The 17713-nt window shown below is 57.8% G+C and carries 14 protein-coding genes; 6 read left to right on the forward strand and 8 right to left on the reverse strand.

Translation table 11 applies throughout. The features are described 5' to 3' along the window. Nucleotide 1 precedes the first annotated feature (1 nt). Both LU682_RS29500 and LU682_RS29505 read right to left on the reverse strand, forming a co-directional pair. Nucleotides 2-1912, reverse strand: coding sequence for a copper resistance system multicopper oxidase (locus LU682_RS29500; RefSeq protein WP_289176121.1), 1911 nt, complete (start codon nucleotides 1910-1912; stop codon nucleotides 2-4). A gap of 182 nt (nucleotides 1913-2094) precedes the next feature. Next, complete coding sequence (locus tag LU682_RS29505; RefSeq protein WP_011953085.1) at nucleotides 2095-2301, reverse strand: co-regulatory protein PtrA N-terminal domain-containing protein; 207 nt, start codon at nucleotides 2299-2301, stop codon at nucleotides 2095-2097. A 166-nt stretch (nucleotides 2302-2467) separates the two neighbouring features. On the opposite strand from LU682_RS29505, the gene LU682_RS29510 reads away from it, so the two are divergent. The 6 genes from LU682_RS29510 to LU682_RS29540 all read left to right on the forward strand — a co-directional run bounded on the left by LU682_RS29510 (nucleotide 2468) and on the right by LU682_RS29540 (nucleotide 11237). After that, nucleotides 2468-3145, forward strand: coding sequence for a heavy metal response regulator transcription factor (locus LU682_RS29510; protein WP_060489262.1), 678 nt, complete (start codon nucleotides 2468-2470; stop codon nucleotides 3143-3145). After that, on the forward strand, nucleotides 3145-4551 hold the full coding sequence (locus tag LU682_RS29515) for a heavy metal sensor histidine kinase (protein WP_060489264.1): 1407 nt from the start codon (nucleotides 3145-3147) through the stop codon (nucleotides 4549-4551). The genes LU682_RS29510 and LU682_RS29515 overlap by 1 nt, the downstream gene beginning before the upstream one ends. A 470-nt stretch (nucleotides 4552-5021) precedes the next feature. Beyond that, nucleotides 5022-6275 carry a TolC family protein gene (locus LU682_RS29525; RefSeq protein WP_060489267.1) on the forward strand — a complete coding sequence of 418 codons (1254 nt, stop codon included), beginning with the start codon at nucleotides 5022-5024 and terminating at the stop codon, nucleotides 6273-6275. After that, nucleotides 6272-7738 (forward strand): efflux RND transporter periplasmic adaptor subunit, encoded by a 1467-nt coding sequence (locus tag LU682_RS29530; protein ID WP_060489270.1) that lies wholly within the window; start codon nucleotides 6272-6274, stop codon nucleotides 7736-7738. Before LU682_RS29525 ends, LU682_RS29530 begins: the two co-directional genes overlap by 4 nt. Further along, nucleotides 7735-10893: an efflux RND transporter permease subunit gene (locus tag LU682_RS29535; RefSeq protein ID WP_060489272.1), complete on the forward strand. Its 3159-nt coding sequence runs from the start codon at nucleotides 7735-7737 to the stop codon at nucleotides 10891-10893. The genes LU682_RS29530 and LU682_RS29535 overlap by 4 nt, the downstream gene beginning before the upstream one ends. Next, nucleotides 10890-11237, forward strand: coding sequence for a copper-binding protein (locus LU682_RS29540; RefSeq protein WP_011953092.1), 348 nt, complete (start codon nucleotides 10890-10892; stop codon nucleotides 11235-11237). Before LU682_RS29535 ends, LU682_RS29540 begins: the two co-directional genes overlap by 4 nt. A 414-nt stretch (nucleotides 11238-11651) precedes the next feature. Here the strand turns inward: LU682_RS29540 and LU682_RS29550 are convergent, their stop codons facing one another. From LU682_RS29550 to LU682_RS29575, 6 genes are all read right to left on the reverse strand, one after another. Continuing rightward, nucleotides 11652-12311, reverse strand: a complete 660-nt coding sequence (locus LU682_RS29550) for a methyltransferase family protein (protein ID WP_010955869.1) — start codon at nucleotides 12309-12311, stop codon at nucleotides 11652-11654. Then, nucleotides 12308-12583, reverse strand: coding sequence for a DUF2933 domain-containing protein (locus tag LU682_RS29555; RefSeq protein WP_082412222.1), 276 nt, complete (start codon nucleotides 12581-12583; stop codon nucleotides 12308-12310). The genes LU682_RS29550 and LU682_RS29555 overlap by 4 nt, the downstream gene beginning before the upstream one ends. Nucleotides 12584-12608: 25 nt before the next feature. After that, nucleotides 12609-13064 (reverse strand): hypothetical protein, encoded by a 456-nt coding sequence (locus LU682_RS29560; RefSeq protein ID WP_060489276.1) that lies wholly within the window; start codon nucleotides 13062-13064, stop codon nucleotides 12609-12611. Between the two features lie 135 nt (nucleotides 13065-13199). After that, entirely contained in the window at nucleotides 13200-14222 is a 1023-nt protein-coding gene (locus LU682_RS29565; RefSeq protein ID WP_011953096.1) for a YncE family protein, read from the reverse strand. Between the two features lie 265 nt (nucleotides 14223-14487). Further along, nucleotides 14488-14688, reverse strand: coding sequence for a heavy-metal-associated domain-containing protein (locus LU682_RS29570; protein WP_004575963.1), 201 nt, complete (start codon nucleotides 14686-14688; stop codon nucleotides 14488-14490). Between the two features lie 337 nt (nucleotides 14689-15025). Continuing rightward, on the reverse strand, nucleotides 15026-17395 hold the full coding sequence (locus tag LU682_RS29575; RefSeq protein ID WP_060489296.1) for a heavy metal translocating P-type ATPase: 2370 nt from the start codon (nucleotides 17393-17395) through the stop codon (nucleotides 15026-15028). Nucleotides 17396-17713: the final 318 nt, after the last annotated feature.

The raw sequence follows: 17713 nt of genomic DNA on the forward strand, positions 1-17713 counted from the left end.
TTCATTCGTCCACGCGGACTTCTCGGAACATGCCCATCTCCATGTGGTACATGAGGTGACAGTGATAGGCCCAGCGCCCGAGTGCATCTGCGGTTACGCGATAGCTTCGTTTCGAGCCAGGCGGCATATCGATCGTGTGTTTTCGCACCATGAAATTGCCGTCCTCATCCTCCAGGTCACTCCACATGCCGTGCAGATGGATGGGGTGAGTCATCATGGTGTCGTTGACCAAGGTAATACGCAGGCGCTCGCCGTACTTGAGCCGCAGCGGCTCTGCGTCAGAAAACTTGATCCCATCGAAGGACCAAGCGAACTTTTCCATATGCCCGGTAAGGTGCAGTTCGATGGTCCGGCCAGGTTCCCGGCCGTCCGGGTCGATGAAGGTGCTACGCAAATCCGAATACGTGAGAACCCGACGCCCGTTATCGCGAAACCCGATCCCCGGATCGTTCAGCTTTGGCGTAGGGGTCATGGTCTGCATATCGACCAGAGGGTTGTTTGTTTCGGAGGCGGGATGAGTTTGCATGCCACCGCTGGAGGCCATATTGCTGTGATCCATACCGGCCATGTTGCCGTGGTCCATGCCAGCCATCTTGCTGTGGTCCATACCGGCCATGCTGCCGTGGTCCATGCCAGCCATCTTGCTGTGGTCCATACCGGCCATGCTGCCGTGGTCCATGCCAGCCATCTTGCTGTGGTCCATACCGGCCATGCTGCCGTGGTCCATGCCGGCCATCTTGCTGTGGTCCATACCGGCCATACCGCCGTGATCCATGCCACCCATGCTGCCGTGGTCCATCCCCATATCACTCATGGAGATGAGAGGCCTTGGATCTACAGCCGGCACCGGTGCCTGCAGGCCCTCACGGACAGCCAAGGTACCCCTTGAATAGCCGGTGCGATCCATGGATTGAGCAAAGATGGTGTAAGCCTGCTCGTTTTCAGGCTCGACAATGACATCGTAGGTTTCAGCAACGGCAATCCGGAATTCATCGATCGACACTGGCTTAACGTACTGACCGTCGGCTGCGACAACCGTCATTTTCAAGCCGGGGATCCGCACGTCGAAATAGGTCATCGCCGAGCCATTGATAAAGCGAAGCCGGATTTTCTCCCCTGGCTTGAAGATTCCCGTCCAGTTCCCATTTGGCGCCTGGCCGTTCATGAGGTAGGTGTAGGTGTGCCCGCTCACGTCAGCGAGATCGGTTGGGCTCATCTTCATCTCGGCCCACATCTTTCGATCGGCCACAGCAGCAGACCAACCTTTCTCGCTCACGTCGTCGACGAAGTCGCCAACGGTGCGCTTGTGGAAGTTGTAATAGTCCGACTGTTTTTTGAGCTTGGACATAACTCGCGCCGGATCTTCGTCGGTCCAATCACTCAGCATGACGACATAGTCACGATCGTAGGTGAAAGGCTCTGGATCCTTGGCATCAATCACCAGCGCACCGTAAACACCGACCTGCTCCTGGAAGCCCGAATGGCTGTGGTACCAGTAGGTGCCGTTCTGGTGGACCTTGAACTTGTACTCGTACATGCCGTCGGGAGCGATGCCATGGAAGCTTAGACCCGGCACGCCGTCCATATTCGCCGGCAGGATGATGCCGTGCCAGTGGATGGACGTGTCCTGCTTCAAGCGGTTGCGAACCCGTAGCGTGACCGTGTCGCCTTCGCGCCAACGGAGTATTGGTCCTGGCAGCGAACCGTTGATGGCCATCGCCGTTCGAGCTGCCCCGGTAATGTTCACCGGGAGCTCCCCGATGTACAGGTCAAAATCGGTGCCGGTCAGTACGTTAGGCTGGCCAGGGCTGGTTACGGCCCAGACCGGCGCGCGCCACATGCCCAGCCCACCCAGTAGTCCGGTAGCAGCCAGGCCTTTGACGAATGAACGTCTCGTGGTTTTGCTTTGCATGCCGTTGCGTCCAATCAGGTAGATCGCTGATATCCAGACTGCGGGGTCCGCAGCCATCTGGTTTCAATTGAGCTCCCCCAAGCCTCGTAGACTTTCGCCAAAGCACAAGGATTGCGGGAGGCAATACCCCGAAAGCTGACATAGTTCAGATTCCGGGGTGATTACATTTCTGTAAGCTAAGCTCAGCAGCTCTCGTGGCCGGGGTGCTTTTGGCTTTGGGCGGTAACGGGAGCCTCTGCTTTTTTCTCCTGAGCAACCTGGTAAGCCTGCATGGAAGATGCACGTGCAGCTTCCATCCTGGCGAAGGTGCGATCCGCGCCGCCTTCAGCCAGGGCGAGGCTCGCCATGCCGAAGGTGACTACCATCACAATCGCTTTGATCATGTTCATTTGCGTTTCCTCTAAGGGTCAGTTTCGCCTGATTGGCGCCGTTCACAGTGCTCAAGCTAGCTACCCGGCACTGTCAGCAAGCTGAGCCCGACATTACTTTTCCGTCAGCTTCTGGTTGGGTGCCTTTTTTGCTGCACACTGAAGGGCATCCAAGGGGGCGCAGCAGATGAAATTACTCGTAGCCGAAGATGAGCCAAAAATCGGGGCCTACCTGCAGCAAGGGCTGACGGAGGCAGGCTTTACCGTCGATCGTGTGGTTACAGGGACCGACGCGCTGCAATACGCTTTGAGCGAGGCGTATGACCTGCTGATTCTTGATGTAATGATGCCGGGGCTAGACGGCTGGGAGGTGCTGCGGATGGTACGTGCGGCAGGGAAAGAGGTCCCAGTCTTGTTTTTGACGGCCCGTGATGGCGTGGACGATCGCGTGAAAGGGTTAGAACTCGGGGCTGACGATTACCTGGTCAAACCCTTTGCATTCTCGGAACTGCTAGCGCGTGTGCGCACTTTGCTGCGAAGAGGCAGCAGTGGCTCTGCTCAGACCACTATGAAGATGGCTGACCTGGAGGTAGACCTGCTTAAGCGCCGGGCCACCCGAAATGGCAAGCGGATCGACCTCACAGCCAAGGAGTTCTCCTTACTGGAACTACTCATGCGCCGACGCGGCGAGGTGCTGCCGAAGTCCCTGATCGCATCGCAGGTGTGGGATATGAACTTCGACAGCGACACTAACGTGATCGAGGTTGCTGTTCGTAGGTTGCGGGCCAAGATTGATGACGATTTCGCCCCCAAGCTCATACATACAGTTCGTGGCATGGGCTATCTGATGGATGTTCCCGAGTAATGCGCGCCCAATCGTCGCTCGTTAAACGCCTTACCCTCATGTTCATGTTCGCGGTCATCGCCGTATTGGTCGTTGCCGGCGTGAGCTTCTACATGCTCAGTCAGCACCATTTCCAGATGCTGGATGAGCAAGCCCTGGCCGAGAAACTCGAATCCACCCGGCACATCCTTTCACTTTCAGCAGCACGTGATGAACTTGAGGATCAGGAGCCTCAACTGCGTGCTTTGTTGGGGGCTCATCAGGACCTTTCTGCGGAGATTCTTGATGCTGACGGTACTGTCCTGTTCTCGGACTCCAAGGCATCCCGCATCCCTGAGCGCTTTAAGCAGGCCTCTTCTGGCGCCGTTTGGGACTGGAAAATCGACTCGCGGAACTTCCGGGGGATTACCTCTCAACTGGCTATAGCGCAGTCGCAGGCGCCGGTAACAGTCATGTTGATGCTGGATGTCACCAGCCATGCCCACTTTTTCAAGACGCTGCAATGGTGGTTCGGCATTGGCTTGGTCATCAGCGCTCTGGTTAGTGCAGGATTAGGGTGGATCGTGGCCAAGAGCGGTCTTCGGCCGGTTGGGCAGATCACCAAGGTGGCGACATCCATGTCTGCCCGGTCCCTTCGCGAGCGAATTCCATTGGAGCCCGTGCCGCTTGAATTGCAGGAGCTGATCCTCTCCTTCAACGGAATGCTTGCACGCCTGGAAGACGCGTTCGTCCGGCTATCAAACTTCTCAGCCGACATCGCACATGAGCTGCGGACTCCGGTAAGTAATCTTCTGACGCATACCGAAGTCGTTCTGACCAAAAAACGCGACCTCGATGCCTACGAAGACAACCTCTACTCCAATCTTGAAGACCTCAAGCGCATGTCGCGCATGATCGATGACATGCTGTTCCTGGCAAAAGCTGATAACGGCTTGATCATCCCCGAGCAGGTTGATATCGATCTGGTCGGGCTAGTGTCCAGACTGATTGAGTACTACCAGCTTGCAGCCGAAGACCGAAGCATTCGGCTTGCCCTTCAAGGCGAAGGTACGATCCGTGGTGACCGGCTAATGATTGACCGGGCGGTTTCCAACATTCTATCCAACGCTTTGCGCTATACCCCCGAAGGCCACGATATCGCCGTCCGGATTGTCGAGGCGGCTGATCAAGTGAACCTGTCCGTCCAGAACAATGGGGCCACGATTGATCCGGAACATATCAACAAAATCTTCGACCGGTTCTATCGCGCTGACCCTGCAAGGCGGGAAGGAAGCCCAAGCAACGCCGGCTTGGGTCTGGCCATAACGCGTTCGATCATCGAGGCTCATGGTGGGCGGATTTGGTGTACCTCCGCTGACGGCGTGACGAGTTTTCACATCGCTCTGCCGCACGCCAAACAATCCACTTCCAAGCCTCAAACGGCTTAATGCTCATTTCATGCGTGTAACCTATACTCGGCCATCATGAACCGGCTCCTACGACTGTTCACCATCCTGCTTCTAATCGCATCGCTTCCTCTCAACGGAATGGCGGGAGTCGACTCGGCCATTGAACCATGCCCCATGCAAACCATGGGGATGGAGATGATGGCGGGGATGGATCCCGATTGTTGCCAGGATACTGATCCAGGATCAGCTGCCGACCACTCCAAAGCCTGCAAAGTGGGCCAGGAGTGTAGAACCGCGAGCACAGTTCAGGTCGAAATAATTAACCCCACGCTCACCTATTCTGCGCCTAGGCCAGTGGATACCTATGCGGTGAGCCTCGTAAACAGGGCGCCTCCTGACCCTTGGCGGCCACCCCGCGCCTGATTACCTCTTAAATTCACCCCATCGTCCTGTTTTGCAGCCGGATGATGGCATGCGCTTGCGCGCTGATTTTTTGAGGAATCATTTCCATGACTCCCCCACGTTACCGATTAGGGATGGCATGTCTGGCCGCTCTGATCAGCCTGTTGTCGACGTTACCGGCTCAGGCTACACCGTTGTCTCTGGAGGAAGCGCTTCAACTTGCCGAACGCAATGCCCCCATCCTCCAGGCCAGGCAAGAGCAAATGACGGCCGCTCGACACGCGGTGATCCCAGCAGGCGAGCTGCCTGATCCACGTCTCAACCTAGGAGTGCAGAACCTTCCTGTTGACGGCAGTGATCGTTGGAGCATGAACCGCGATTTCATGACGATGCAGGTTGTCGGCCTCTCCCAGGAAGTACCAAACCGGGACAAGCGGGAGGCACGAGTTGAGACGGCACGAGCGAGCGTTGAGCGAGCCGATGCAGAGGCGGTGTTCGAGCGCTTAAAAGTGCGTGCTGCCACAGCCCAAGCTTGGGTCGCGGCGTACACCGTTCAACGGAAACTGCAGCAGTTTGAGGACTTCTACAAAGAAAACCGTCTGTTGGCCGCAGCAATCCGCGCACGCCTGGCCGGCGGTACCGGCGCGACGGCCGACGCACTTGCTCCTGACCAGGAAGCTGCGCAACTCGATGAGCAAAAAGATGTTCTGCTCACACAGGCCGCTCAGGCACGGGCTGCGCTCAAGCGCTGGATTGGGGAGGATGCTGATACGCAAGCCCAAGCATTTCCGCAGTGGGCAGTGAGCGCGCCGGACTATCTACACGCCATACATGCACACCCCGAGTTGGCGACCTACAACGCCCTTACGCGGGAAGCACAAGCTCAGGTTCACCAAGCCTTGGCAGAAAAGAAGTCGGACTGGGGGTGGCAGGTGGACTACCAGCGGCGCGGGCCTGACTTCAGCAATATGGTGAGCCTGCAGGTAAGTTTCCAACTACCCCTGTTCGCTGGCTCACGGCAGGACCCGATGATCGCGGCACGTCGCGCACAGGTCCGGCAACTGGAAGACGAGCAGGAAGCGGCATTGCGTGAGCATAAGGCGCAGTTGGAGACAGATCTTGCGGATTACCAGCGATTGCAGCGAGCAGTGCAGCGCAGCCGTGAAACACTGCTGCCGCTGGCCGAGGATCGGGTCCGCCTCGCCCTTGCCGACTATCGCGCCGGTAAATCGCCCTTAAGTGAGGTTCTCACCGCTCGACGTCAGCGCGTTGAGGTACGACTGCAAGACATCGATCTTCAAGGACAATTGGCCGCGACAGCTGCACGGCTGCACTTCGCGTATGGAGAGGTGCGCGCATGAGAAATTCAACTATCAGCCTTGTGGTATTGGCCGCGTTGGCTATCGGCGGTGGCGTTGGCTATCAGCTAGCAAAGCGTGGGCAGGTGTCCACTGCCTCCCCTGAAACGCAACAGAAGGTGCTGTATTGGTATGACCCGATGTACCCCCAGCAGCACTTTCCAGCACCGGGCAAGTCGCCCTTTATGGACATGCCACTGGTGCCGAAGTACCAGGAAAGCACTGCTGCTGAGGTAAGCCCCGCAGTTCAAGTTTCACAGGGGCTCCAACAAAATCTGGGGGTCCGTCTGGCTACCGTAGCGAAAGGGCAGCTTGCTCGAACCCTCCAGGTGAGCGGCGTGCTTACCTTCGATGAGCGGGATTTTAGCGTTCTGCAGGCTCGTACCGGTGGCTACGTCGAACGCACCTATGGCCGCGCTACAGGCGACATGGTTGCCAAGGGCGCCCCATTGGCAGATGTGTTGACGCCTGAATGGGCGGGCTTGCAGGAAGAGTACCTGGCGCTTCAGCGATCTGGGGACACTGAATTGCGCGCTGCAGCTCGGCAACGACTACTGCTGGCGGGTATGCCTGCCGATCTTATCAACCGGATTGACCGTACGGGAAGGGTCCAGAATTCGGTAACGCTCTTGGCCCCAACAGCAGGCGTCCTTCAGGCTCTGGAATTGCGGCCAGGCATGACAATGACACCGGGTGCAACGTTGGCGAAGATCAATGGTATCGCGAACGTCTGGCTTGAGGCCGCAGTACCTGAAGCGCAAGCCCAAGGCCTACAGGAAGGACAGGCAGTGCAGGCGAATCTGGCAGCGTTCCCAGGCGAACCTGTTCCCGGCAAGCTGACCGCATTGCTGGCTGATGCTGATCTGCAAAGCCGCACCTTGCGGCTTCGTATAGAACTGCCCAACCCCGGCGGCCGGTTACGCCCAGGCATGACCGCGCAGGTTTCCCTCCATCCGTCCGGGCAACAGGATGACAGCCTACTGGTGCCAGCCGAGGCGATCATTCGGACGGGGAAACGCGATCTCGTAATGGTGTCAGAAGACGGAGGTCGATTCTGGCCGGTGGAAGTAGTGCTCGGCCAGGAAAGTGCTGGCCAGGTGGTCGTGCTGCGAGGCCTTCAGGCGGGCCAGCGCGTTGTGGCGTCCGGGCAGTTTCTGCTGGACTCTGAAGCGAGCTTGAAAGGTATCGAGGCCGTTACTGCTGGCGATGCTCCACTTGCGCAACCTGTTCAGCCAGCTCTACATCAGACCAATGGGCGCATCGTTCAAATAGAAGGTAATCAGCTGACCATCGCTCATGGACCGTTCGTGACGCTGGGCATGCCTGGAATGACGATGACTTTCCCTGTGGCAGATCCCCGCTTGATTGCCGGACTCAAGGTTGGCGAACGCATCCGGTTTGGAGTGCGCGAGCGCGATGAAGGCATGGTCATCGAGCAAATAACCCAGCAGGAGAACCAGCCATGATCGCGAACCTGATTCGTTGGTCGGTTGGCAACCGCGTCCTGGTCTTGCTGGCAACACTGTTTGCCGTAGCTTGGGGCGTTTTCTCTCTGCGCAGTTTGCCGATCGACGCGTTGCCTGACCTGTCAGATGTGCAGGTGATTATCCGCACCTCCTACCCAGGGCAGGCACCGCAGATCGTGGAAAATCAGGTGACATATCCCCTGACCACCACAATGCTTTCCGTACCCGGAGCCAAGACAGTGCGGGGCTTTTCAGCATTTGGAGACAGCTTCGTATATGTGTTGTTTGAGGACGGCACAGATCTCTATTGGGCGCGGTCCAGGGTGCTCGAATACCTAAGCCAGGTTCAGTCTCGATTACCGGCGTCCGCTAAGCCAGTGCTCGGACCCGATGCCACTGGTGTAGGCTGGATCTACCAGTATGCGCTGGTGGACCGCAGTGGTACCCATGACCTGGCACAGCTGCGCAGCCTTCAGGACTGGTTCCTGCGCTTCGAGTTGAAAACTCTTCCGGACGTTGCCGAAGTGGCGACGATAGGCGGGATGGTCAAGCAGTACCAGGTAGTGCTCGATCCGCTGCGCATGGCCAGCTTGGGAATCACTCAAGTTGAGGTTTCGGACGCCATCGCCAAGGCCAATCAGGAAACCGGTGGCGGCGTGCTCGAACAAGGCGAAGCTGAGTTCATGGTAAGGGCTTCCGGCTATCTGAAGTCACTCGATGATTTCCGAGCTATTCCCCTGCGCCTGGCTGCGAAGGGTATACCCGTAACACTGGGCGATGTAGCCACTGTACAGCTGGGCCCTGAGGCACGTCGCGGCATCGGCGAACTTGATGGACAGGGCGAAGCGGTGGGCGGCGTAGTAATCCTGCGCAATGGCAAGAATGCGAAAGATGCCATCGCTCACGTCAAATCCAAGCTTGAATCGCTGGAAAAAAGCCTGCCTGCCGGGGTCGAGCTGGTCACTACCTACGACCGTAGCCAGTTGATCGATCGTGCTGTGGAAAATCTCAGCCAGAAGCTGATTGAAGAGTTCATCGTGGTCGCACTGGTGTGCGCTGCATTTCTTTGGCATCTGCGCTCATCGTTGGTCGCCATCGTCTCGCTTCCGGTTGGTGTCCTCATTGCCCTGATCGTCATGCGCCACCAGGGCATCAACGCCAACATCATGTCGCTTGGGGGCATAGCCATTGCAATCGGTGCGATGGTGGACGCCGCTGTGGTGATGATTGAGAACGCGCACAAACGGGTTGAGGCTTGGCATACGTGGCACCCTGGAAAGTCGTTGCGTGGCGAAGATCATTGGAAAGTGATGACTGAGGCAGCAGTCGAGGTCGGGCCTGCGCTGTTCTTCAGCCTCATGATCATTACGCTGTCCTTCATACCGGTATTCACCTTGCAGGCTCAGGAGGGAAGGCTGTTTGCGCCCCTCGCATTCACCAAGACTTACGCCATGGCAGCAGCAGCGGGCCTGTCGGTCACCCTGGTGCCCGTGCTGATGGGGTACTGGATTCGGGGTCGTTTACCGGCAGAAGAGCGCAACCCACTCAATCGAACTCTGATACGGCTCTATCGCCCAGCATTGGAGATCGTTCTACGCCGGCCAAAGCTCACGTTGGCGGGTGCACTGTTAATTTTGCTCAGCAGTGTCTGGCCCCTGAGCCGGCTCGGCGGCGAATTCTTGCCGCCACTGGATGAAGGCGATTTGCTGTACATGCCGTCTGCCCTGCCAGGTCTTTCGGCGCAGAAAGCCTCTGAGCTTTTGCAACATACGGACCGGCTGATCCGAACGGTGCCGGAGGTCGCCAGTGTCTTCGGTAAAGCGGGCCGGGCTGAATCAGCGACCGACCCGGCCCCGCTGGAGATGTTCGAGACGACTGTCCGACTTAAACCGAAGGATCAGTGGCGAGCAGGGATGACCACTGAGAAGCTGATCGAAGAGCTGGACCGTACCGTGCAGGTACCTGGGCTAACCAATATCTGGATCCCACCGATTCGAAACCGTATCGACATGCTCGCCACCGGTATCAAAAGCCCGATCGGCGTAAAGGTCGCCGGCAGCAATTTGAATGAGATCGACCGGGTGACTCAGGCTATCGAGAAGGTGGCCAAAACGGTTCCAGGGGTGACTTCCGCCCTCGCCGAGCGATTAACCGGTGGACGCTACATCGATCTGGATATCGACCGCCAATCCGCAGCGCGTTACGGCCTGAACATTGCTGATGTCCAAGCGATTGTTGCCGGCGCCGTTGGGGGCGAAAACATCGGCGAAACCGTAGAAGGCCTGGCGCGATATCCCATCAGTGTTCGGTACCCACGGGAGTGGCGTGACTCTGTTGATGCCCTGCGGCAGCTACCGATTTACACCAGCCAAGGGGGGCGAATCACACTGGGAACCGTGGCACGGGTGCGTATTGCGGACGGTCCACCCATGCTCAAGAGTGAAAACGCGCGCCCCTCGGGCTGGGTGTATATCGACGTGCGGAGACGGGACCTGTCCTCCGTCGTTGCCGACCTGCGCCGGCTAGTCGATCAGCAGGTGAAGCTCGATCCTGGCATAAGCTTGAGCTATTCCGGGCAGTTCGAATACCTGGAGCGCGCCAATGCGCGCTTAGCATGGGTAGTACCGGCGACGCTGGCCATTATTTTCGTCCTTCTCTACCTCACGTTTGGCCGCCTCGGTGAAGCGCTGCTGATCATGGCTACCTTGCCATTTGCGCTAACCGGCGGCGTATGGCTGCTGTACATGATGGGCTACAACCTGTCGGTGGCCACGGGTGTCGGCTTTATCGCCTTGGCTGGGGTCGCAGCAGAGTTTGGAGTCATCATGCTGATCTACCTCAACAATGCCTGGACTGAACGAAACGGCAACGGTACGCAGGGGCAACCTGCGCTTCTGGATGCTATCCGCGAAGGGGCCGTGCAGCGCATCCGCCCCAAAGCCATGACCGTAGCAGTGATCGTCGCAGGCTTGATGCCAATCCTCTGGAGTAGCGGTACCGGCAGCGAAGTCATGAGCCGGATCGCTGTACCCATGGTCGGCGGCATGCTCACCGCGCCTTTGCTCTCACTATTTGTAATCCCTGCGGCTTACTGGCTCGTCAGGCGCCGCGGACTCGCTGTACACGATAACCCCCAAACAGGAGTAACCCGATGAAGAAGCTACTGATCAGCGCTGGCCTGGTGTTCGCCGTTGCGGCGGCGGTGCAGGCCCAAGACATGTATGGCACGGATATGAAGAATATGCCCATGGAAGGCAACGAGACCCAAGGCAGCCAGGCGGCTCCGACTGCATCGGCTGAGGGCACCATCAAAGCTTTGGAACCAGGTAAAGTTACCTTGGCGCATGGACCAGTATCAGCCCTGAAATGGCCGGCAATGACCATGGGCTTCAGCGCTACCGAGCAGCAACTCAAGGGACTCAAGGTAGGCGACAAGGTCAGCTTCGATTTCCGAATGAATGGGGGCACAGCGACGATCGTAGGTATTCGCAAGCAGTGACGGATTGACTTCTAACCCTGCCTATTAGAGCTGATAGGCAGGGTCATTTAGCCAAACTTTGGAAAAAGTGCTGCCGCAATTCCTGACCGCGCCGCCTTCAGCTCTGTGCCTCGGGACGCTAGTTGGTCTTTGCGCTCTGTAGCCGGGATGCATTCAGATCAGAGTAGTAGCTGACGTTTGAGCAGAGATCTTCGTGCATCACGATCTATATGGGTCGAAAGCGGACAGGGCATCGCAAAGTCATCCAACTGCCTGAGTTATCCGAACGCCAAAAAGGATTCCACCGAGCTTGTCGACAAGAAAACCCGCGACAACTCAGAGTGTTATCCGAGCAAACAGACTTTGGATACCCTATTCCCGCTAGAAACACTGCCGCTGAAACCCTCCTGGCATGTAGCTCCTTCGTCCTACGCTTCAGCCTCTATGACCCCCACCCAACCTTTCGCGCAGGTGCGGAACGAACCTAGGCGTAACGCGGGTATAAGCTTCGTAGGCAGCGCCAAACTGCTTGTGCATTTCCCGCTCTTCGGAAACCGCCAAACGCCCGTACATCACCAGCAACACCGGGAACATTGCCAGCGTCAGCAGCGTCGGCCACTGAAGGAGAAAGCCCAGAAGAATCAGCACAAATGCCACGTACTGCGGATGTCTGATCCAGCCATATGGCCCGACCGTTGCAAGTGAATGGCGGCGTTGCGCGTGATATAGCACGTTCCAGGCGGCAGAAAGCAAATAGAAGCCGAAACCCAGGAATAGGTAACTGGCAATGTGCAAAACACTGAAGTGTGGGTTGCCCTGGTCACCGAGCAACGTCGACCACAGATGGCCGGATTCGTGGGAAAGCAGATCAAGGTTGGGGAACCTGGCCTGCAACCAGCCTGACAACAGATAGATCGTCAGGGGGAAGCCATACATTTCCACAAACAGGGCAACGATGAAGGCCGAGAATGCACCGAAGCTCCTCCAGTCTCTCGCCGTTGCCGGCTTGAAGAAACTGAAGGCAAACATGATGAAGATCGCGGAGTTGATGAAAACCAGCGACCAGAGGCCATACGCGCTTTCACCATGATTCATGATGGATCTCCCGGCTTATGGATATCAGCCTTATCGGAGGGGGCCGGTTTGCTCTGGCCCTGGTGATGGTGTCCCCCATGCCCTCGATGCATGAAGACATGCATCAGCGGACAGGCGAGCAACAACAGATAAGGCAGGGCTCCAACGACATGGACAAGGTGCTCGGTGAGCAGGAAGTAGACGGCGACCCCGCCGATTACCACCAGGCCGATTGCGTAGCGTGAACGCCAGAAACTGGGTGGTGAGCCGTTTTCATCGAAGTGAGGGTTCATAGCGACTCCTGGGAAAGGAGATGGGTTACTTCGATGCAGGAGATGGCATGCGGTCCATCATCATCTGCATCATCGACTCCATCATGTCCATGCGCTTTTCCATCATCTGGTGGCGGGCGGCCATATCCCCGCCCATGCCGCCATGCATGCCCCCCATTTCAGGCATGCCACCCTCCATGGACTTCATCATGGCTATGCCATTTTTCATCAGCGCCATATGCTCGGCCATCAACGCCTGACGGGCTTCCGGCGTTTTGGCTGCAGCCATCTTTTCGTGCATGGCTTGCATGGCCTTCATTTGCTGGTCCATCGCCGCCATTTGCCCTTTGTCCATTGGCTGAGAAGGCGTCTTCTCGGTAGCCGCCGCGCTTGGTGCATCGGCCGGTTGATGTGTCGAGTGTTCATCGGTGTTTTGCGCCATGGCGCCCACGGACGCTGCGGCCAAACAAAGTCCGATCAGTAAATTTCGAACGTTGTTCATCATCATCTCCTTAGCACTGTTTTAAAGCCGGATGCCTTGGTCTGGGCGCCAGGCCTCACCTGGCACGACAAGCAAATTACTGCGCCGGCGTGAATGCTCATTTTTCGCCTCGTGCTCGGGTTGTACACCGACGGGCTATTGGGCACTCGGCGGCTCGAAGCTGATCCCGTTTGGCCCGGCGCCAACCTTATGGGTAGCAACGACCTTACGGCTGCTCGTATCGATGACAGATACGGTGCCCGCTTCAATATTGCTGACAAACACATAAGCGCCGTCGCTGCTGATGGCCACACCATGGGCACCCTTGCCGGTGGTCACGGTGCCCAGGCTGCTACGCGTCTGGAGATCTACGATGGAGACTCGGTCGTCCGGATTCTGGCCGCTGCCCTGATTCGCGACATAGACCTGGCGACCGTCAACGGTGGCCATCATCTGGATTGGCGTGCGGCCAACATCAACCTTGCTGATCACCTTGCGTCTGGCTGTGTCGATGATGCCAAGCTGATTTGTCGCACTGAGCGAGACGAATGCCAGGCGACCGTCAGGGGCAAAGCCGACCTGGACAGGGCCTTTGCCCACGGGAATCTGCGCGGTTTCTTTGAGTGTGACGACATCGATAAGCGATACGCTGTCGCTCTTCATGTTCGCGATATAGAGTGTCCGGCCATCAGGGCTCAAGCGCAGCCCATGGGGATAACGCCCAGTTGGAATACCGGGCAACTCGATTCGCTGCTCAAGGTCAAATACTCGCACCTGGTTGGCAGCGGAATCGGTCACAAAAGCTCGCAGCCCGGTGACGTCGGTGACCACATGAGCCGGGTGATCGCCTGCCGGGAAGCTGAACGGTGGCCTGTCCAGCGCGCTGGTACTGAACACCAGCAACTGCCCACCGGGCTTTTCACCGCTCGAATGCCCCGCATGTCCAGCCACTCCAACAACCAGAAGCAAGCTGCCGTCGGGCGAAACCTGTAGGTTGTGGGGTGCGATCGGCAATGCGACCGTGCTCACATCACCTGTCGCAAGATTTACCTGGCTAATGGAAGCGGACCGTTCATTGGCCGTGTAGACGTTACCCGTAGGGTTTGCCATGACCAGCCCCAGAGGGATGAGCAGGGATATCCCCAAGGCCATAGAACTAAACCGCTTGGCAGTCATCATTGTGAATGAGCTCCAACGAGGGGCCGGGGTATGTGAGCCAGGCTGGCCTATACATTTACTCAAGATAAACACCAATCGCGAAGCATTTTCTTGATCAGCGTCAACGTCCACGGCTTGACTTGGCGCTGGGTGATCGAAGGCCGTCCATTTCTTGGGGAGTATTGCTGGCTATCCCGACCCGGAGTCAGTCGACATCAGGCTGTATATGAAGAAACCGCGCCATGAAACATGGCACGGCGGCTTGCCATCTGAGCGGTAACGAGACTTAGCGACTGACTTTGGTTGGGTAACCAAGCGCCTGGACCAGTGCACCGACGCGTTCCGCCTCGATGTTGCTTTGGACACTCACTGTACCGGCAGCACGATCAACGATCACCTTCGCGTCGCCATCGGCAGCCTGGATGGCCTTGGTGATCTTGTTGACACAACTGCCACATCCCATACCGGAAACTTCCAAAACGAACATAGCGGGCCTCTCATGTTGGTACGGCTTTTCTCGCCGCTTTTACAGCTTCAACCTTGACACGATGACAAGGTCAAGGCCCGGTCAAGGGATTTATCTTCGCCCTGAAATCTTGTCCAACTCCTCTGGCGGCGGACCCTGCTGCATCACAATTGTCCCTTACGATCTTGGCAGAAGATGGCGGACGTCGCAGTTGCCCGATGTCCTCCATCAGGACCAGATTGGCGCCGAACTCGCGGACATACCCGCTAAGGCCAAAGCCCTAGACAGTCAGTCATATGGATCAGGCGTTGAAACGCTGATGGCGGAACTTCCTCTCATAGGTTGCGGTGTGCCCATTTCAGTCTGTGACTACGCGCTTCAGTCGCAGTGCGTTGAACACCACGGAAGCCGAACTTACGCTCATGGCCAATGCCGCAATCATCGGTGACAATAGATGGCCGGTAAGCGGGTAGAACAAACCTGCCGCCAGCGGTATGCCCATAGCGTTGTAGAAAAATGCGAAGCCCAAGTTTTGACGCATGTTCTTCACCGTGGCCACGGATAGTGTTCTGGCCCGCAGGATGCCCATCAGGTCGCCCTTGACCAGCGTCAACTGGGAGCTGTTCATGGCAACATCGGTGCCAGTTCCCATGGCGATCCCAACATCAGCCCGGGCCAGCGCGGGGGCATCGTTGATCCCATCTCCTGCCATGGCAACCCGGCGCTTATCGCCCTGCAGGAGCGCCACCAGTTGCTCCTTGTCCTCGGGCTTCACTTCTCCGTGGACTTCCTCGATGCCGAGTTGTTTCGCGACCGCACGTGCCGTAGTCAGACCGTCGCCGGTGGCCATGATGACCTTCACATTTTCTGCCTGTAACCGGGTTACCGCCTCCTTGGAGGTGGGTTTGACCGGATCGGACACCGCTAGCAGGCCAGCGAGCACGCCATCGACGGCCAGGTACATGATGCTCATGCCTTCCAGACGTAGCTGCTCGGCGCGGTCTCGCAACGGACTGGTGTCGAGGCCAGCCTCTTCCATCAAGGTCGTGTTGCCAAGCTGCAGCCGTTTGCCGTCCACCTGGCCACGTACACCGATCCCAGAGCCCGACTCAAACGTCTCTGGCTTGGACAAGCTGTGTCCATGCGCTCGCGCATGATCGACAATCGCATGTGCCAGCGGGTGCTCGCTGCCTTGGTCCAGGCTGGCGGCAAGGCGCAAGACTTCGGGTGGCATGAACTGCCCGGTACCGACCACACTATGAAATACTGGCCGGCCCTCGGTGAGGGTCCCGGTCTTGTCGACGATCAGCGTGTCGATCTTGCAGAGGTTCTCGATAGCACTGGCGTCTCGGAAGAGCACGCCACTGCTGGCAGCCTTCCCGGTAGCGACCATGATCGACATGGGAGTGGCCAGGCCGAGCGCGCAGGGGCAGGCAATGATCAGGACCGCGACCGCATTGATCAGGCCGAAGACCCAGCCAGGCTCCGGTCCGAAAAGCCCCCAGCCGAAGAGGGTGACCAGCGCGACCAGAATCACCCCCATGACGAAATAGCCGGCCACGGTGTCCGCCATCCGCTGCATCGGGGCTTTCGAGCGCTGAGCCCGCGCGACCATCTGCACGATTTGCGAGAGCACTGTCTCGGCGCCGACCTTCTGCGCCGCCATCACAAGGCTGCCGTGGGTATTCAGCGTGGCACCGATGAGTGCATCCCCAGCTTTCTTCATCACTGGCACGGGCTCGCCTGTCAGCATGGATTCATCGATAGCACTTTCGCCCTCCAGGACCACCCCGTCGACCGGCACCTTCTCGCCAGGGCGAACGCGCAGGTGGTCGCCCGTATGCACGTGGGTGAGCGGAATATCTTCCTCCTGACCATCGGCCCCGATGCGACGGGCGGTCTTGGGGGCAAGGCCCAGGAGCGACTTGATGGCGGCAGAGGTTTGTGAGCGCGCCTTGAGCTCGAGCATTTGGCCGAGCAACGTTAATGAGATGATGACCGCGGCCGCTTCGAAGTAGACGCCAATGCGGCCATCCTGCATGAAAGTCGTCGGGAAAACCTGCGGGAACACTGTGGCCGCAACGCTGTATAGGTACGCCGCAGCCGTTCCCAAACCTATCAAGGTCCACATATTCGGGCTGCGATTACGAATCGATGCGACCCCACGCACGAAAAACGGCCAGCCAGCCCATAGTGTCACGGGAGTGGCCAGAATCAACTCCACCCAATTCTGTGTGGCACCATGCAGCAATTGGAGCTGGTGGGCAGTCATGGCCAACACGGTCACGATGACCGTCAGGGGCAAGGTCCACCAGAAGCGGCGGGAGAAGTCCTTGAGTTCCGGGTTCTCGTCTTCCTCAAGCTCCGGTATTACCGGCTCTAGGGCCATGCCACAGATTGGGCAACTGCCCGGCCCACGCTGGCGGATTTGGGGATGCATCGGGCAAGTGTATTCGGCGTCCGCCGCGTTGCTTGGCTGCGGGGCAGCCGAGTGGAGATGGCCCGCGTGTTCTTGGTCCTGGGGAGGGCTAAGATAATGCACAGGCGCTGCGCGGAATTTCGTCAGGCACTTTTCACTGCAGAAGCGGTATGTCCTTCCCTCGTATAGCTCGAAGTAGCGACTATCCGGTGGCACCGTCATACCGCATACCAAATCGCGCTGACTACCATCCGGTTGCTCATGCGGGTGCGAGTGGTCATGGTCATGCTGGCACGATTCGGTGTGCATGAAGTAGTTCCCTTTGTTGTCCGGTTTGGACGAGTTTTCACCCTTTTGGTGAGAATACCCGCCATGGTTGTGCCCGAAGAGGTGCGTCAGCAGACAGAGCAACAAAATTAAATCAGTGTAGTACCTGTGACAGGTGGCCATAGTGCTCACGAGCCACATATAACAGGCCAAATATGACCTGTATGATCAGTGCGATACCGCCTTTAGTCCGCCAAAAAGGTATTGCCAGATCAGCACCATGGCGATGGGCTCCGTCATGATCAACTCCCAAGCTGGGTGGGAAATATCGGCCGCTGCCGTATTGCTCAGCCTAGACAA

It is taken from the genome of Pseudomonas alloputida (genome assembly GCF_021283545.2).
Lineage (GTDB): Bacteria > Pseudomonadota > Gammaproteobacteria > Pseudomonadales > Pseudomonadaceae > Aquipseudomonas > Aquipseudomonas alloputida.

What these genes read in the sequence shown, in the direction of transcription:
- LU682_RS29500 (WP_289176121.1), bottom strand. Translation starts at nt 1,912, where the DNA reads ATGCAAAGCAAAACCACGAGACGTTCATTCGTCAAAGGCCTGGCTGCT.
- LU682_RS29505 (WP_011953085.1), bottom strand. Translation starts at nt 2,301, where the DNA reads ATGAACATGATCAAAGCGATTGTGATGGTAGTCACCTTCGGCATGGCG.
- LU682_RS29510 (WP_060489262.1), top strand. Translation starts at nt 2,468, where the DNA reads ATGAAATTACTCGTAGCCGAAGATGAGCCAAAAATCGGGGCCTACCTG.
- LU682_RS29515 (WP_060489264.1), top strand. Translation starts at nt 3,145, where the DNA reads ATGCGCGCCCAATCGTCGCTCGTTAAACGCCTTACCCTCATGTTCATG.
- LU682_RS29525 (WP_060489267.1), top strand. Translation starts at nt 5,022, where the DNA reads ATGACTCCCCCACGTTACCGATTAGGGATGGCATGTCTGGCCGCTCTG.
- LU682_RS29530 (WP_060489270.1), top strand. Translation starts at nt 6,272, where the DNA reads ATGAGAAATTCAACTATCAGCCTTGTGGTATTGGCCGCGTTGGCTATC.
- LU682_RS29535 (WP_060489272.1), top strand. Translation starts at nt 7,735, where the DNA reads ATGATCGCGAACCTGATTCGTTGGTCGGTTGGCAACCGCGTCCTGGTC.
- LU682_RS29540 (WP_011953092.1), top strand. Translation starts at nt 10,890, where the DNA reads ATGAAGAAGCTACTGATCAGCGCTGGCCTGGTGTTCGCCGTTGCGGCG.
- LU682_RS29550 (WP_010955869.1), bottom strand. Translation starts at nt 12,311, where the DNA reads ATGAATCATGGTGAAAGCGCGTATGGCCTCTGGTCGCTGGTTTTCATC.
- LU682_RS29555 (WP_082412222.1), bottom strand. Translation starts at nt 12,583, where the DNA reads ATGAACCCTCACTTCGATGAAAACGGCTCACCACCCAGTTTCTGGCGT.
- LU682_RS29560 (WP_060489276.1), bottom strand. Translation starts at nt 13,064, where the DNA reads ATGAACAACGTTCGAAATTTACTGATCGGACTTTGTTTGGCCGCAGCG.
- LU682_RS29565 (WP_011953096.1), bottom strand. Translation starts at nt 14,222, where the DNA reads ATGATGACTGCCAAGCGGTTTAGTTCTATGGCCTTGGGGATATCCCTG.
- LU682_RS29570 (WP_004575963.1), bottom strand. Translation starts at nt 14,688, where the DNA reads ATGTTCGTTTTGGAAGTTTCCGGTATGGGATGTGGCAGTTGTGTCAAC.
- LU682_RS29575 (WP_060489296.1), bottom strand. Translation starts at nt 17,395, where the DNA reads ATGCACACCGAATCGTGCCAGCATGACCATGACCACTCGCACCCGCAT.